Below are 15,695 nucleotides of genomic sequence, written 5' to 3'. Positions count from 1 at the left end.
GCGGCGCCGGGCCGGATAGGCGGGAGCGCACCGCTGCGTGGGAGCCCTCCCTCGTGGCGAGGGAGGGGTCCCACGCGGGTCGAACGCGCCTGCGCCTTATCCCTGCTTCAGCTTCGTGACCGTCTCGCCCGGCACGCCGGAAAAATTGTTCGACAGAAGGTAGCGCGGGCTCGACTTGATCCAGGTGTCGAGGTCGATCTCCTCGAACTTGCCGTTGTCCCAGGTCTGGACGATCTCGAGGTCCTCGTCGCCGATATTCTTGATCGCGTGGCCGAACCCCATCGGAATGTAGGCGACGTCGCCGGGCTTGAACTCGGCCACCTTGCCGCGCCCGCCCGAGCCGAACAGGGCTACCTGGCCCCGGCCCTTCAGGTAGTAGTGCCACTCGTTGGCGTTGACGTTCCAGTGCAGCTTGCGCATCTGCCCCGGCCGGATCGTCATCACCCCGCCCGACATCGTCTTCTGGATCGGCCACTCGTCGACGGTGGCGAGCCGGAAGGTGCCGCCGTCGAACTCGCGCACCGCGCGCGGGTCCTTGAGCAGGCGGAACTTGTGGGTCGATTCCTTCGGCCAGGGGGCGTCGAGCGCGTCCGAGATCGGCACGACGGGGCCGGCCTGGATGTAGGCCTCGCCCTTCGGAAAGGCGTCGAAGGCCTCCTTCGGCAGGCCGAAATCGAGGGCCAGCATGTCCTTCGGCGTCACGTCGATCCAGTCGGTGATCGAGAAGGTGCCGTGCTCCGAGAAGGCGCCGTTGTCGAACGACAGGATGAAGTGGCAGGGCTTGTCGCCGATCGTCTGGATCGAGTGGCCGTGGCCTTTCGGGAAGTACCAGAGGTCGCCGGGCTCGTAATTGTTGATCTCGCTGGCGCCGGAAGGATCGAGAACCACGGTCTGGCAGCGCCCGTCGATGACGTAGGCCCATTCGGCCGCGATGGCGTGCCAGTGCAATTCGCGCGAGGCGCCGGGCTCGAGGAACATGTGCACGCCCGCGATCCCCTTGCTGATGGGGAACTGGTGCACCGTGGCCTCCTTGGCCCAGCCGCCGGAGGTCACCTTCGGGCGGTTGCCGTCGAGGGAGAAGCGGAAATCGGGCATCGCGCCGACATCCTGCGGATCGTGGTAGGCGACCTTGGCGCCCGGCGGCAGCGAGACCGACTGGCGGCCGAAGCCGCCGTCGCCCGGGTTGCCGTGGTCGTGCTCGAGCGCCTGTGCGCCCGTGGCCATCAGGGTGCCGGCGCCGAGCGCCGCCGTGCCGAGAAACAGTCGCCGCGACTGGTCCATGGTGGCTCCCCCCTTGTGCAGGACGGGTCGGCCGCGCCGCCCGCCGGGCCCGTCGGGCCGCGTCCGCGGGAAGCTGGGCCAGCCTGGTGCGCCAGTGAAACGCATTGTCGGCATCGGCGCATGGCCGGCATTCATGATGCGGTGCGGGCAAAACGAGGGAGGAATCGCAGGATGTCCTGGCAGCTCTGGGCGCTGGTCTCGGCCGTGTTCACCGCGGCGACGGCCGTGCTGGCCCGGGCCGGCAGCGCCGGGGCCGAATCGGACGCCGCCGCCTTCATGCGCTCGGTGGTGATCCTCCTGGCCCTCGGGGCGATCTGCCTCGCCACCGGCCAGTGGCAGGCCCTGCGCAATCTCACCGGGCGCAATCTCGGCCTGCTCGGCCTGTCGGGTCTCGCCACCGCGGGATCCTGGGCCTGCTACTTCCGGGCGCTCAAGACCGGAGGGGCGGCACAGGTGGCGACGCTCAACAAGCTGTCGATCGTGCTGGTCGCCGTGCTCGGCACGACGCTCCTCGGCGAACGACTGTCGGGGGTCAACTGGCTCGGGATCGGTTTCGTCACCCTCGGGGCCTACCTGCTCACCCATCGCGGCTGAGTGGCATCCGGGCCGGGGCCTCCGCCCTGACCGGCTCCCGGGAGTACCTCTCCCCGTCCGGGGCGACCGATGCGGCCGTATCGGGCACGACGGGCGTCTGCAGCGCGATTCCGAGAGGTTCGCGAACGGTGCTCCCATGTTCGTCTGCGGAATGCAAGGCGGGCCGAACTACGGCGCTGTCGAAGCCTTCGAAAGATTCGATCATTCTGGCGGATCCTGTTCGACTGTTTGAATCAGTTACGCGTCGAGGCCGGCAGGAGGAGCCGATTGGGACGCGATCGGCTCGCGGCGTCGTTCGACGTTCGAGCCCCACGCGTCCGACCGACGAAACCGTCTCCGGATTCGGTGGCGGCGATGGGGACAATCCCGATCTCGACGCCGCCGCGGGCATCACGGAACGGGTCACCGACGCGCGAGAGCGCTCCGACGGACCGTCCCCCAGCGCTCCGAACCGCGATATTCCACACCATCGCAGCAAGCACGGAGAGGGCTTTTGACAGCCGTGCAGAACGCCAAATAAGGCTGTCAGATGAGCGCCTTACCGAGATCAAGCCTCGACTCGGGGCCAATCCTGCCGTTAACCACTCATCAACCGAAAAAACATTGCCGCAGCCTGGGAATCGAACATAATAACGCTTGGGACGAGCGTAGCCCGGAAAAAGCGTTACTCGGGGATCAGCGCGGATGGACGTGTCGGTGCCAGCAGAGGGAATGGAGGTTGCCAACTTCCATGACACCATCCTGCGTCAGGGTGGTCTCATCTCTGACAAGTTGAGCATGCTCCGGATGGAGCACTATCCACCTAACGCCACCAAGGGCCTCCGGCCCTTCTCGTTGGCGGAGGTTGCGTATTTTCTGGGCGTCACGCCGTCGAACATCAAGAAGCTCCACCTCGAAGGCAAGGGCCCCATTCCGGCGACCTCGCCGTCCGGGCGGCGCTCATACACCGCCGACCAGATGCTCGAGCTCAGGAAATACCTCGATCGTCACGGACGATCCGACCTCAAGCAATACGTGCCCCACCGCCGGGCCGGCGAGAAGATGCAGATCATCTCGGCGGTCAACTTCAAGGGCGGCAGCGGCAAGACGACGACGGCCGCGCACCTGGCTCAGTTCCTCGCCCTGACGGGCCATCGCGTTTTGGCGATCGATCTCGATCCGCAGGCTTCTCTCTCCGCTCTGCACGGAATCCAGCCGGAACTCGATAAGGCCCCGTCCATTTACGAGGCCCTGCGCTACGACGACATGAAGCTCCCGCTGTCGGAGATCATCCGGCCGACCAATTTCCCCGGTCTCGACATTGTCCCCGCCAGCCTGGACCTGCAGGAATACGAGTACGACACGCCGCTGGCAGCCTCGAACAGGAACGCCGAAGGTCGGACGTTCTTCACGCGCATCTCCAACGCGCTGAGGGAGGTCGACGACCGCTACGACGTGGTCGTCATCGATTGTCCGCCGCAACTCGGCTACCTCACGCTGACGGCGCTGACGGCCTCGACCTCCGTGCTCGTCACCATCCACCCTCAGATGCTCGACGTGATGTCGATGAGCCAGTTCCTGCTGATGCTCGGCGGGATTCTGAAGTCGATTGCGGATGCGGGAGCGACCGTGAATCTGAAGTGGTTCCGCTACCTCGTGACCCGCTACGAGCCGACGGACGGTCCGCAAGCCCAGATGGTCGGGTTCATGCACGTCCTGTTTCCGAAGAACATGCTGGCGCATCAGATGGTGAAATCCACCGCGATCTCGGATGCGGGGATCACCAACCAGTCCCTGTACGAGGTCGATCGCAGCCAGATGATCCGATCGACGTATGACCGCGCCTTGGAAGCGGTCAACGCCGTCAACGAAGAGATCGCCAGCCTCATCCATCACGCCTGGGGGAGGCGGGTTTGACAGCCGTGCAGAACGCCGAATTCCACCGCTCTACCAGGCGGATAGGAGCCTGACGCAATGCGTAAGAACCTTCTCGCCAACGTGCTCGGGGCCCCTGTCGGGGAGCCCATTACCGACTTCGCCCGGCGCGGCGCCGCCCGGTCGATGACGCGGTCGATCGAGGAGATGGCCGAGAACACCAAGCGCATGGCCGACGGCGAGGCGATCGTCAGCCTCGATACCGCGCTGGTCGACGATTCCTTCGTCGCCGATCGCCTCGATCAGGATGACGAGGACTACGTCCGGCTGCGCGATGCGATCGCTGAGCACGGTCAGTCGACCCCGATTCTGGTCCGCCCCCATCCAAGCCGGGAGGGGCGGTACATGATCGTCTATGGACACCGCCGCGTTCGCGTGGCGCGCGAGCTCGGGCGTGACGTGCGGGCGGTCGTGAAGTCCATCGAGGACATTGCTCACATCGTCGCGCAGGGACAGGAGAACGCTGCCCGCGCCGACCTGTCCTTCATCGAGAAGGCGCTGTTCGCCAAGAAGCTGCTTGGCATGGGTCAGGCCAAGGCGACGATCAAGGCGGCCCTCGCGATCGACGACACGCTCCTATCCCGGATGCTGTCGGTGGCCGAGACCGTACCAGCCGGCATCATCGATGCCGTCGGCGCCGCGAAAGGCGTCGGACGTGATCGATGGGAAGAGCTGAAGAAGCTGGTAGCCGTTCCGGCGAAAGCCGAGATCGCGTTCGACGCGATCCTATCCGAGGAGTTCCTGGCGAAGGACGGCCCGGAACGCTTCAGCCATCTCCTCGCGGCGATCAAGGCGGGTCGCCGAGCACCGGCTCGCCGACAGGTCCCGCAGCAGACATCCTACTGGGCCCCACCCGGCAAGGCCGTAGAAGCGACATGCCGCCGCTCCGGCAAGACATTCAGCCTGTCCCTGACATCGAAGGATGCCGGGGAGTTCGGCGACTATATTTCATCCCAGCTGGAACAGCTTTACGGTGCGTTCCTGGAGGCGAAGACCCGCAACGTCCAGGGAGACTGACGCGACCCGTGCACCGTCGGCTGGGTGATCCCGCCCAGCCGGCTTCAATCGTAAAAGCACGCGGCAAAAGAAAAAGGCCCCCGGAACGGTTGTCCCGGACGCCCTTCTCGGGCTCGGCGACTCGAGACCCTCACTTTCGTCCATGGCCGTCAAGCGTCGGACTCCGGTTTGGCGAGCGGATTTCCTGTGCCTGATGACGGGCAAGGAACAGGGCATGCCCCGCGATGCCCACCGGGTGGCGAACAGTCCCGCTCGGCCGGGCGACGGCACGAGCGAATACGCATGCATGCCCGTTCTCCCGCTCGCGGTCCAAGCGGCCCCCCAACGAGACAGCGTTCCTCGTCGAAGGAACGCCCGATATCCCGCGCCGTGAAACGCCGACCCTGCCGCGGATCGATGCGCCGCGCATGGTTACCCGTTTCCTCCACCGGCCCGTGCGTTCTCGCGGCCTCTCCTTCGCCGTCGGCACCCGGCCGAGCGCGAGACCCTCCCGGGCTCGCGTCCCGGACGTTCCTGGCGACGCGTCCGGGGGAGGGGCCTATGATCCGTTGGGCCACATCCCTGCTGGTGCGCGACCATCTCCTGCGCGCTGCGGACAAGAATCTCCGGGCATGGGTGGTAGCCGCTTCTCGACGCCCTCATTGCGCACGCGATCCAGGCGAACGGCGCCGGTCGGATTCTCGACGAGCGCGCCGAGGAGGTCTTCCAGGCGGTCCACGCGCGGCGCACGCGCATGGCGCCCGCAGCCGCTCTACACCGGGCCAAGACCAGGGCCGGGTCGCCCAAGGGCTGCGTGACGCCGCTCGGCGCCTGTCACCACGACCAACGACCTCCGAAGGAGAGCGCCGCCCCGGATCCGATCGACGAGCCGCCGCGACCAGCCTGCAGGCCGCATTCGAGCGCGCAGACACCGACCACCGGCCGGGATGGGGACGAATCGGGCGCCGACGCGCCTCTGCCGTCGCGCCTCGATGCCACCATTGCCCTGTGTCGCCGAAAATTGCGTCTCGCCGGGGCCCATGGCCGCCAGGGGAGGGCGGCCCACCCATGTCCTGGCCCGCCATGTGCCTCGTCCGGGGTGAGCCGGACAGGCTCGCGTCGGATGCCTCCAGATCTCGGCGAGACCGGCCGCGTTGGCGCGTCGTGCGGTGCGGCTGGTCGCTTCCCCAAGTCCGGACGCAACGCCGGTCGCGTTGCGCCCCGCTGGCTCGACGAGATTCGACCGGAGGTGTCTCGCGCCGGGCGTTCCTCCGCGGCGTGCCGGATGCCCGATTGTCCATGCTCGGAACCTCGCCGGCCGGCGGGGGAGCTTGCCGATGATCCGGGCGGCCCGGCTGTCGCTCGAAGCCGGTCATCACGATCGATGAGGCCCCCCGTCCCTTGAGGCGCTGCGTTCCCTCGGTTCCGCAGCCGCGGCGTAGGCGGGGCCCCCATCCAGACCAAATGGGGCACGAGAGCGTCACATCGGGCGTGACCATGCTGCTGCGCCGCCACGCTTGGCCGGGAGGAGGGGAGGGGGGAAGAGGGGAGGGGGCTCGACCCATGCGCCGCGGCGCCACGGCCTCGATCGGATCGACGAGGATGGCCGATGTGGCTGCCGGCAGGACGCGAGCGGGGCCCGGACAGTCCGGCGAGGTCTTCGCACCGATCCGCGCCTCCACTGCCGGAGGCGACCGCGATGGAATCCAGCCGTCCGGAGAGGCTGACGGCCGAGATGACGTGCGGCTGCGGTATGAGCTGCTGGCGCCGGCTGCGCGACTGGCAGGCGGCCGGCGTGTGGCGGCGCCTGCATCAGGTGCTGCTCGAACGCCTGCACGCGGCGGGCGAGATCGAGGGGAGCCGGGCGAGCGTCGACGGCGCGAGCGTGCCGGCGAAGAAAGGGGGGCTGCCACCGGCTCGAACCCGACGGATTGGGGTAAGGCGGGGACCAGGCGCCACCTCGTCACCGACGCGCGCGGCACGCCGCTCGGCCTCGTTCTGACCGGCGCCCACTGCCACGACAGCCCGCCGATGGCCCCGACGCTGGACGCGATCCCGCCTGTGCGCAGCGGGCGGCGGGGAGGCCGCGCCGGCGGCCCGACACGCTGCACGCCGACAAGGCCCACGATGCCAAGGTGCGGCGGCAGGAGTGCCGGGTGCGCGGGATCACGCCGCGGATTGCCCGGCGCGGCATCGAGCGGAGCGACGGGCTCGGGCGGCATCGCTGGGTGATCGAGCGCAGCCATGCCTGGTTCAGCCGCGCCCGCCGCTTGCCCGTCCGCGACGAACGCCGCGCCGACATCCACGAGGCCTTCACGTTCCTCCAGGCCAGCCTCATCACCCTCCGCCAGATCCAGAGGTTCTGTCAGGCGCTCTGAGCGTCCGCCGTCACGTCGAGGTCCGCTTGCCGGGCAGCCGAAGATCGCGGGAGGCCGCTGTCGCTGGCAAACCTCAGGCCTCGTGGAAGAGATCGTCCGCCGCCGGGAGACGACGGTTCAGCTCCATCAACGATCCGGAGCGGATGGCGGCATAGAGAAGTGTCTGGTCGCCGGGATCGGCGCAGACGAGATCGCGCGGATCCTCCGGCCTTCCGAAGCGCCCGAGCGCCGGGATGAGATCGGCTGGCGGATACTTCCAGAGATAGTCGCAGTTCACCGTCCGGGTGCGGCCCTCGATCGGGAAGGCGACCCGAGCCGTTCCCTGATTGCCCCCCGGCGGCAGCGTGACCGTGATGTCGCGCGGCTGCACGGCATGGCCGAGCGAGGCGAGTGTGCAGGCTGTGATCTCGGCGAGAAGGGGGGCGTCGTACTCGGTGTGAGCCGGAACGAATATCAGGCGTCCGATGCGCCGATGTCCATCGTCGTGAAGCGCCGCGAACGAACCGACGGCCTCCTCGATGCCGATGGCCCGGCCGGGATCGAGCCGCTGGGCCGCCCTCCAGAGCGAGCCTGCATCGATCTCGCCGCGCTCCAGGCCGCCGACGGCCTCGAGCGCGGCGATCGTGGTCTCGAGGATGCGCAGTTCGTCCGGCGACGGATCGCCGATCGGGATGTCATCGAGCGGAGCGTCGCCGATCGTCCACGGCAACTCGGGTGTCGCGGGATCGTCGATTTCCCGCCGTCCGACCCGGTTGCCCGGCTTCACGAGGCCGTAGCCGGCGAGGACCACGAAGGCGATACAGCCGGCAAGGCCTGCCCAGCCGACGACGTCGAACGGGCGCCGGAAGAGGACGAGTGCGCCCGCCGCAAGCGCGAAGAACGCCAGACCCGCCCAAAGCTCACGCTTCGAGGGCATGATGGCCTCCCCGCTTTGGCGAACCGATCAGGGTCTGCGCGACCCGCGTCGAGCATTCCGCGACGGACGAGTGATACCCCGTCGAGGGCAACACGCTCGAACGCGTCGGCGCCGATGAGGACGACCGAGCGCGGCGCGATCCTCGCGCCGGACGATGGATCGGACAGCCTTCTCGTGATCGACGAATTGACCTTCCTGACGCAGGAATGACGGCTGGACTCAGCGCTTGGGCACGGCGCGCGTCTCCAGCGCCCGGAGTGCAGCGGCCGTGCCCCATGGGTCGTCGTCCAGTCCGGGCAGTTCGTCCTCGCGAAGCGGTGTCGCCTCGATGAGGCTCACCGGCCCGAACGGCAGCCCCTCGATCGAGCGCAAGGCCATGCGGAGAGCCATCCGCGTCATTGGCCGGCAATCCCCGGCGAGGCGGCAGAACAGGATCGCGCCGTTGGTCTGGACGTCCCGCGAGACGCGGTCGCCGACGCCGATCAGCACGTCGGACCAGAGCGCCATCGAGGCCTCGTCCGCGACGACCGGATTGCCGGCCCCGCCGAGCCGCATGAAGATCTCGCATTCGACCCCGTTCTCCTGCGTCGTCACGCCCGCCCAAGGGGTCGGGAGGCCGTCGGTCGCCAGCAGCACCGCGTCGCCGTCCTCGATTCGCAGGATGCGGCGATGGGGCTGGAACCACTTCGCCCGTCCGTGGATGTTGGCCGTCTCGCGTTCGGCGGCAAAGCCCGGTTTGACGGTTCAGACCGAGTACCAGAAGCGGCGGCGCGCATCGGCCGCGGCGGCGTAGACCGGATCGTCGGGACCACGCGGAACCAGCGCGGCATCGAAGGCCGTTTCAACGGTGACCCTGCTTGGTTGCCAAGGCAGCGTCGCCCGGGTCCAGTGGACGCTCACGACGTTGAACGGCGTCGCGGCGTTCGTGCCGAGTCGCTCGATGACCTCTTCGAAACTATCGAACCGTGGTTCGTCCAAAGGGACGGCCGAGCCGTCGCGGCGGTGATAGCCGCCGCTCCAGCTGGAGTGGCCGGCTTGCAGGGTCGTCACCGTCCAGTCTCCTCGGACGGCGTCTGCCGGCGCCTCGTCCAGCGCAGTCCGGAGTTCGCGTTCGGCATCGTCGAGGGAATAGCTCGCCATCGCATTCTTCATGCTACGCCGGGCTTTGCCCCGCAGCCCGAGGGGGCCATGCCCTGAATCCGGGTTCGGGAACACGCTGCCGCCGATGAAGGCCATCTCGCGGTCCGGCTGTGGGGGATCCTTCTGCGAGCCGTAGGCGAAGAACAGGCGGCGGCTGCGGCCGTCGGGGCCGGTCAGCGTCAGCGTGTACCGGTCGAGACCGTAGCGCCCGCTCTCCGGCGGGCGCCGGCGGCTGATCGCGGAGCTCACGCCGCTGGTCGCGCCCGAATTCGTCGCCCCGGTCGACCCGCCGCGGCCGTAGGTGCCGTCGGAGCGGAAGTCGTAGCGGTTCGAGACGGCGACCATCACGTCGCCGCCCATCGCCGTGTTGCCGCCGCCCGACATGCGGCGGGAGGAGCGGGCGATCATCCGCTCGCCGGCCTTACGCCGGGTAGGCCTTGAAGAACGAGCCGTCCTGGAGCTTGTAGTCCTGCGGCTTGCCCCCCGTGCCGGTCAGGACGTACGAGTCGCCTGAGCGGGTCCAGCGGCCGAACCGGCGCGGCGTGGCGGCACGCTCGGCAGCGAGGTCGACATCCTCGAGGGCGGCATCGTCGATCTCGTAGGAGCTGCCGTCCCGAAACAGGATCAGCGGCTCGAACTCGATGACGACCATGCCGCCGACCCCGACGCCGGTCGTCGAGCGGAAATACACGCCCTCGACTTCGGCCCAGTTCGCGGCGTGGCGCGGTTCCGCCGGCGCCTCGGGCAACGCGCCGCCCGCCGCGGTCCGGGCCGCCGGAGACTTCCGGCCGTCCTTGCCCACCAGCCCGTCATCGGTGAGGGCGACCGCCCGCAGCTTCGCCGGGGGGATGAAGTCCTTCGACAGGGCGGCTTGTCAGCCATCGGCGCCACCATCTGGCGCCGCACCGCCCGGAGCGCGGCAGGGCTCGGCTCGGCCTTGGTGTCGTTGGCGACCATCCATTGCAGGACGATGAAGGCGGTGAGCACGTCGCCGGCATCGTCCGGCCGCAAGGCGGTGTCTGAGAGCCTGTTTGACTATGGTGATCTTTATTGATTCCGCTCATAGGCCTGCATGAGCCTGTGGCAGTTGGCGATACTGATGCTGTCCTCGGCTGCCGCTGGGCGTTGCTCCCGGTGGCGGGTCAGGCGGCGGTAGCGGGTCGAGAGCGTGCCGAAGGCCGCCTCGATGCGCCAACGCAGGGGTAGTGGCTGGAAGCCTTTGGCCTGCGCCTCACGAGTGGAGATCTGCACCTCCACGTCGTGGCGGGCGGCCGCCTCGTCCATCCGCGCCCCGGTGTAGATCCCATCCGCCTTCACCCGCACCGGCGCCCAGCCCGCCTGCGCGGCACGATCCAGCAGCCAGCCCGCCGCTTGCGTGTCGTGGACGTTGGCCGCCGTCACCAGCGCAGCCAGAACAAAGCCGCGCGCGCAGGTCAGCACGTGGCGCTTGATGCCCCGCACCTTCTACTTGCCGTCGGTGCCGCGGATCCCTGCCTGCGGGCCGGATACGACACTCTGCGAGTCCAGGATCACCGTCGAGGGCTCGGCGGGGCGACCGCGCTGGCGCCGCACCGCCCGCGTCAGCAGGGCAGCGACCTCCGACCAGATCCCGTCGGCGCGGAACCGGTCGTGCCAGGTGCGCACCGTCGCCCACGGCCCGAAGTCGCTCGGGAGGTGGCGCCATGGGCAGCCAGTCTTCTCCAAGTACAGGCAGGCGTTGACCATGTCGCGCAGGCCGACCTTGAGCGGGTCGTAGCTCGACAGCAGGGGCGCGATCAGCGCCCATTGCGCATCCGTCAGGTCGCTCGGGTCGCGACGTCCGTCGTCTTTATACAGATCGCGGTCTGCCTGCGTCCACATCGGCCCCTCCTGCCAACGACAACGCGAGACTGTCGCAATCAGTCAAACAGTCTCTCAGACCTTCCTCAAGGCCGACGACAAGGACGTGGCGCTGACGCCCGGCATGACCGCGACGGTCGAGATCCGGACCGGGCGCCGCCGGGTGATCGACGATCTGCTCTCGCCGGTGCGGGAGACCACCTCGACGGCGGGGTACGAACGGTGAGGGGGCGTATCGGCGAACCATCCTGGATAAATTCTAAAGTGGTTCGCAGACACGCCTGGCATAAGGGGGCGTATGGAACCCGAGCCCATCGCAGCGAGAAGAGGCGCAGCCGTCGACCTGCGGCTCGCCGCCACTCCGCTTCCGGACGGGTACAGTCGGGCTCGCTGCCTCTCCGTCCCGCACTGCGATGCTGGCGGCCCGGGCGGACGATGTCCAACGGGACGCCATCCGCCGGACGGCGCCGTGTTCGTGCTTGACCGCGCCGGCTATACGATCCGACATCAGGAGATCGCAGCCCGCACCCGGCGGATCCTCCTCGGATTTGCCGCGAACCGCCGGGTTGATCCCTCCGATCTCGCGCCATAGACTATAGATTACGTCGTTGAACTCAAGGGCAGGCGATGAACGAGCACGTGCGCTACACCCAGGCCGGGCGCCTGATGGCGATCGACACCGTGCTCGGCCCCGACGCTCTGCTGCTCGAGCGACTGGAGGTCGAGGAGGGCATCAACCGCCTCTTCACCATCCAGGCCCGTGTCCGCGCGCAGCGTGACGAGGTCCGCCCCGACGAGATCGTCGGCACCGCCGCCGACCTCTCCCTCACGCTGGCCGACGGCTCGCAGCGGGTCTGGAACGGGCTGGTCACCGAGCTGCACGAGGGGCCCATCGTCACCCGCGGTGCCCGTCAATACGCGCTCACCCTGCGCCCGCGGCTGTGGCTGATGAGCCAGCGTAGCGACTGCCGCATCTTCCTCACCCAGTCGACGCTCGAGGTACTGGAGACCCTGTGCGCCGAGCACCGCATCCGCGACTACACTCTCGCCGGCGTCACCCGCCCGCCGCCGAAGCGCGACTACGTCGTGCAGTGGAACGAGACCGATCTCGCCTACCTCATCCGCAGGCTCGAAGAAGAAGGGCTGTTCTACTGGTTTCGCCATGAGCGCGGCAAGCATACGCTCGCCGTCGGCGACCATCCCTCGGCCTATGACGGCGGGACCGAGACCCGGGTTCGTCTCGCCTTCGGCTCGTCGGATGCCGAGCATATCCACGACTGGCGCCGGCAACTCTCGTTCACGCCGGGAAGAAGATCTGGAAACGATTACGAGTTCTTGACGCCAAATCTCGATCTTACTTCCGATACGCCGTCGATCGACCGTGTTCCCGAGAATACGGCCTACGAACTCTACGAGTATCCGGCACGCGCATTGACCCGCGAGGCCGGCGAGCGCGCCACGCGGCTGCGCATCCAGGCGACCGAGACCGGCTTCGACCGGGTCGAGGGCCGCTCCAGCGTGAGGACGCTCGCGGCGGGCGGGCGCTTCACTCCCTACGAGGTGGCGCATCCCGAGCACGTCTACCCGGCGCAGGTGGTCACGCAGATCCTGCACCGGGCCGAGGACCCGACCTACGAGTCGGGCGCGGGCACGCCGCATTACGAGAATGCCTTCACCACCCTGCCGGCCGACCGGCCGGCGACGCCGCATCGGACAGTGCCGCGCCCGCGCATCGACGGGTTGCAGATCGCCAGGATCGCCGGCCCGCCGGGCGAGGAGATCCACACCGACGCGTTCGGGCGGGTGAAGCTGACCCTGCCTTGGGACCGGAGGGCGCGGGGTGACGGGACGGATACCGGCTGGGTGCGGGTGACGCAGTCCTGGGGTGGGACCAACTGGGGCCAGCAGATCATCCCGCGGGTCGGGATGGAGGCGCTGGTGGCCTACCAGGAGGGCGATCCCGACCGGCCGATCGTGGTCGGCATCGCGCCCAACCCCAACAACCCGGTGCCCTACGACCTGCCGGCGCACAAGACCAAGCTCGTGGTGCGGTCCAACACCTATAAGGGGCGGGGCTACAACGAGATCTCGATGGAGGACGTGGCCGGCGCCGAGAACCTGTTCACCCACGCGCAGAAGGACATGACGACGAAGGTCCTGAACGACGCGACGGCGCGGGTGGACGCCAACCAGGTGGGCAGCGTGGGGGCGAACCACTCGTTCGAGGTGGGGCACAACCAGAACCAGGCGATCGGCGGCTCGCGGTCGCTCACCGTGGGGGCGGTGGGGGGCGTGGCGACGGCGGCTCTGGGGGCGGCGATGGCGGGCCTGTCGGGTCAGACGGCGGGTCTGCTGGGCCAGGCGATGCAGGTCGCCATGCAGGCGGCGAGCGCGGCCGGTGCGGATAGCGGCGGTGAGGCGCCAGCCGGCGGCGCGGCCGGCGCGCCCGGCGGGGCGCTGCCGCCGGGCGTCGATGCGGCGGCCCTGGCCGGGACGGCGGCGAGCCTCGCCGGGCTGATCGGCGGCGGCGGGGTCGGGGGGCTTCTCGGGGCCGGGGTCGATGCGGCGCGGGGCGCGGTGAACGACGCCAGCGTGCGGAGCCTGCGCAGTGCGGGCGGTGCCGGGATGGCGGGGGGCGGGTCGCAGGTCGCCGGGATGGTGCAGCAGATGATGGGCGGGCTTGGCGGCGTGATGAACACGATGGTGTCCACCATGCGCCACGACAGCACCGGCATCGCCGCCACCGAGCAGGTCGGGCAGTCGAAGGTGGTCAATGTCGGCCAGACCGCGATCGAGAACGTCGGCAAGGCCAAGAAGGTGGTAGTCGGCGAGGAACTGCTGGTCCAGGTCGGCCAGGCCTCGCTGCTGATGAAGAAGGACGGGACCATCCTGCTCAAGGGCGTGACCGTCTACGTCGACGGCTCGGAGCAGGTCCAGCTCACCGGCAAGGTCGTCGACCACAATTGAGGGCCGGACGATGGAGATGCTGAACCTCAGCCCGTTCCCGAACCTGCGCTTCTTCAACACCGACAACCAGGGCCGGGAGTTCGGGGTGCTCCTGGTCAAGGGCACCTACGACATCGCCGCGGATGGCCGCCTCGTCGTCGCCGACGAGCAGGAGCCGCTGGTGCTGACCGACACCTATCACGGCGCGCTCAACACCTCGTCGCTGCGCGTGCCCTCGGACCTCGTCCCGAGGAAGCCGCGGGCCGACATCATCCTGAACGCGATGGCGCGGGCGCCCGGCGGGATCGCCCGGCCGTCCTGGACCTGCGGCGTGCGGGTCGAGGGCGAGCACGTGCTGGAGCGGCACCTGCGGGTGACCGGGCCAAGGCTCTGGGAGCCGGTCTGGGGTGTGTCGGAGCGGGCGCGGGCCTCAATGACCGAGGCGGAGAGGCGGCGGGTGTTCGGCGGCTGGCGCCTCGGCGAGCCGGAGCCGGTGAGCGAGGTGCCGATCCGCTACGAACTCGCCTATGGCGGGCTGTTGGCGCGCCCGCAGGAGGGTGCGGACGAGCCTTTTCTGGAGGCCGACGAGCGCAATCCGCTCGGCTGCGGCTGGATCGACCCCGCGCTGACGCCGATCGAGGCGCCCGTGCCCGCGCCGCGGATCGAGGCGGCGGACGATCCGGTCCGCGAGCCGCACCGCCGCTACGCCCCGGCCGGGTTCGGGCCGATCCCGCCGGCCTGGCTGCCGCGCCGGTCGCTCGGGGGCACCTACGACGCGCACTGGAAGGCGAATGTCTGGCCGAACTGGCCGGCCGACTACGACTTCGCCTACCACAACAGCGCCCATCCGGACCTCGTCTATCCCGACCTCTTGATCGGGGACGAGACCGTGCGGCTGTTCGGGCTCGGCGGGGAGGCCGGGGAGCGGGTGATCCGGTTGCCCGCGCACATGATCGTTCTCCACGTCGCCTACGCGGACCGCGAGCCGCTGATCGCGACCCTCGACCTCGACACGCTGTTCATCGACGTCGCCGATCCCGACCCCGATTGGCATCGGGTCTTTCTGAGTTGGCGAACGACCTTCGACCCGGGACGGGCCGAAAGCCTCAGCTTCGGGCTGGTGCCGTACGTCCCGGATGCGGATGACCCGGCTTCCACGGAAGGACTATGACATGGGCAGACCCGTCTCGGCGCGCCGCGAAGGCAGCAACCTGATGGTCACGACCGGCCCGGACGTGTGCTGGACGCCGATGGGCGGCGCCATGGTGCCGGTCGCCTATTCCTGCGTCGTCGAGCTCGACGGGTCGGAGCGGGTCTCGCCGGACGTGCGCAACAACGCGCTCAAGGACTTCCAGCTCAACACGCGCGCCGTGCGCATCACCGGCCACGAGCCGGGCACCGGCAAGGGTGTCGTGGTGCCGGGCTACAAGAAGTACTCGCACGTGAGGACCGCCTGTTCGAGCGTGTTCTCGCACGGCCATGCGGTGGTGCGAGACGGGGACCCGTGCTGGATCAACCACCCCGATCTCGGCCCGACCGAGCCGCAGCGCACGATGCGCTCCGTCGAGATCCCCTCGGTCTGGGCCTCGACGCCCGGCTCGGACGCGGGGACGTGACGCCATGGCGGCTCCTCATCCCTTCGATCGGACGACCGGGGAGGCCGGCGCGTGAGCGGTGACACCGGATCCGGC

At 68.9% G+C, this 15,695-nt stretch carries 12 protein-coding genes and 2 pseudogenes; 8 read left to right on the top strand and 6 right to left on the bottom strand.

What is annotated here, in order from left to right; translation table 11 throughout:
* Positions 1-96: 96 nt before the first annotated feature.
* Complete coding sequence (locus miv_RS26610) at positions 97-1,281, bottom strand: cupin domain-containing protein (protein WP_053220750.1); 1,185 nt, start codon at positions 1,279-1,281, stop codon at positions 97-99.
* Between the two features lie 171 nt (positions 1,282-1,452).
* Between miv_RS26610 and miv_RS26605 the strand changes: the two genes are divergently transcribed.
* The 4 genes and pseudogenes from miv_RS26605 to miv_RS26590 all read left to right on the top strand — a co-directional run.
* The gene (locus miv_RS26605; protein WP_048425600.1) at positions 1,453-1,875 is read left to right on the top strand and encodes an EamA family transporter; all 423 of its coding nucleotides are present in this window, start codon (positions 1,453-1,455) and stop codon (positions 1,873-1,875) included.
* Positions 1,876-2,559: 684 nt separating this feature from the next.
* Positions 2,560-3,771, top strand: a complete 1,212-nt coding sequence (gene repA / locus miv_RS26600; protein WP_048425599.1) for a plasmid partitioning protein RepA — start codon at positions 2,560-2,562, stop codon at positions 3,769-3,771.
* Positions 3,772-3,828: 57 nt separating this feature from the next.
* Entirely contained in the window at positions 3,829-4,806 is a 978-nt protein-coding gene (repB, locus tag miv_RS26595; RefSeq protein WP_207179850.1) for a plasmid partitioning protein RepB, read from the top strand.
* A gap of 1,696 nt (positions 4,807-6,502) precedes the next feature.
* Positions 6,503-7,163 (top strand): annotated as a pseudogene (locus miv_RS26590) (IS5 family transposase); the annotation flags it as partial.
* A 73-nt stretch (positions 7,164-7,236) separates the two neighbouring features.
* Here miv_RS26590 and miv_RS26585 read toward each other — a convergent pair.
* From miv_RS26585 to miv_RS26575, 4 genes are all read right to left on the bottom strand, one after another.
* Positions 7,237-8,079, bottom strand: a complete 843-nt coding sequence (locus tag miv_RS26585; RefSeq protein ID WP_207179848.1) for a hypothetical protein — start codon at positions 8,077-8,079, stop codon at positions 7,237-7,239.
* A 219-nt stretch (positions 8,080-8,298) separates the two neighbouring features.
* Positions 8,299-8,715 (bottom strand): hypothetical protein, encoded by a 417-nt coding sequence (locus miv_RS33845; RefSeq protein WP_342345221.1) that lies wholly within the window; start codon positions 8,713-8,715, stop codon positions 8,299-8,301.
* Positions 8,716-8,823: 108 nt separating this feature from the next.
* Positions 8,824-9,627 carry a hypothetical protein gene (locus miv_RS33840; protein WP_342345220.1) on the bottom strand — a complete coding sequence of 268 codons (804 nt, stop codon included), beginning with the start codon at positions 9,625-9,627 and terminating at the stop codon, positions 8,824-8,826.
* 13 nt (positions 9,628-9,640) lie between these two features.
* Positions 9,641-10,021, bottom strand: a complete 381-nt coding sequence (locus miv_RS26575) for a hypothetical protein (protein WP_207179846.1) — start codon at positions 10,019-10,021, stop codon at positions 9,641-9,643.
* Between the two features lie 69 nt (positions 10,022-10,090).
* Here miv_RS26575 and miv_RS26570 point away from each other — a divergent pair, with 69 nt between their 5' ends.
* Positions 10,091-10,273, top strand: coding sequence for a hypothetical protein (locus miv_RS26570; RefSeq protein WP_207179844.1), 183 nt, complete (start codon positions 10,091-10,093; stop codon positions 10,271-10,273).
* Here the strand turns inward: miv_RS26570 and miv_RS26565 are convergent.
* Positions 10,267-11,079: pseudogene (locus miv_RS26565) on the bottom strand (IS5 family transposase). The gene miv_RS26570 and the pseudogene miv_RS26565 sit on opposite strands and share 7 nt — an antisense overlap.
* Positions 11,080-11,685: 606 nt before the next feature.
* Between miv_RS26565 and tssI the strand changes: the two are divergent.
* The 3 genes from tssI to miv_RS26550 are packed head-to-tail and all read left to right on the top strand — an operon-like array spanning position 11,686 to position 15,620.
* A complete protein-coding gene (gene tssI, locus miv_RS26560) occupies positions 11,686-14,025 on the top strand; it encodes a type VI secretion system tip protein TssI/VgrG (RefSeq protein WP_207179843.1) in 2,340 nt (779 codons plus the stop codon).
* A gap of 16 nt (positions 14,026-14,041) precedes the next feature.
* On the top strand, positions 14,042-15,175 hold the full coding sequence (locus miv_RS26555) for a DUF2169 family type VI secretion system accessory protein (RefSeq protein ID WP_207179841.1): 1,134 nt from the start codon (positions 14,042-14,044) through the stop codon (positions 15,173-15,175).
* Between the two features lies 1 nt (position 15,176).
* Positions 15,177-15,620 carry a PAAR-like domain-containing protein gene (locus miv_RS26550; protein WP_048430765.1) on the top strand — a complete coding sequence of 148 codons (444 nt, stop codon included), beginning with the start codon at positions 15,177-15,179 and terminating at the stop codon, positions 15,618-15,620.
* Positions 15,621-15,695 lie beyond the last annotated feature (75 nt).

The organism is Methylobacterium indicum, from assembly GCF_017347565.1.
GTDB lineage: Bacteria > Pseudomonadota > Alphaproteobacteria > Rhizobiales > Beijerinckiaceae > Methylobacterium > Methylobacterium indicum.
The sequence above is the reverse complement of the archived record's forward strand: the minus strand, read 5'-3'. Positions and strand labels throughout refer to the sequence as shown.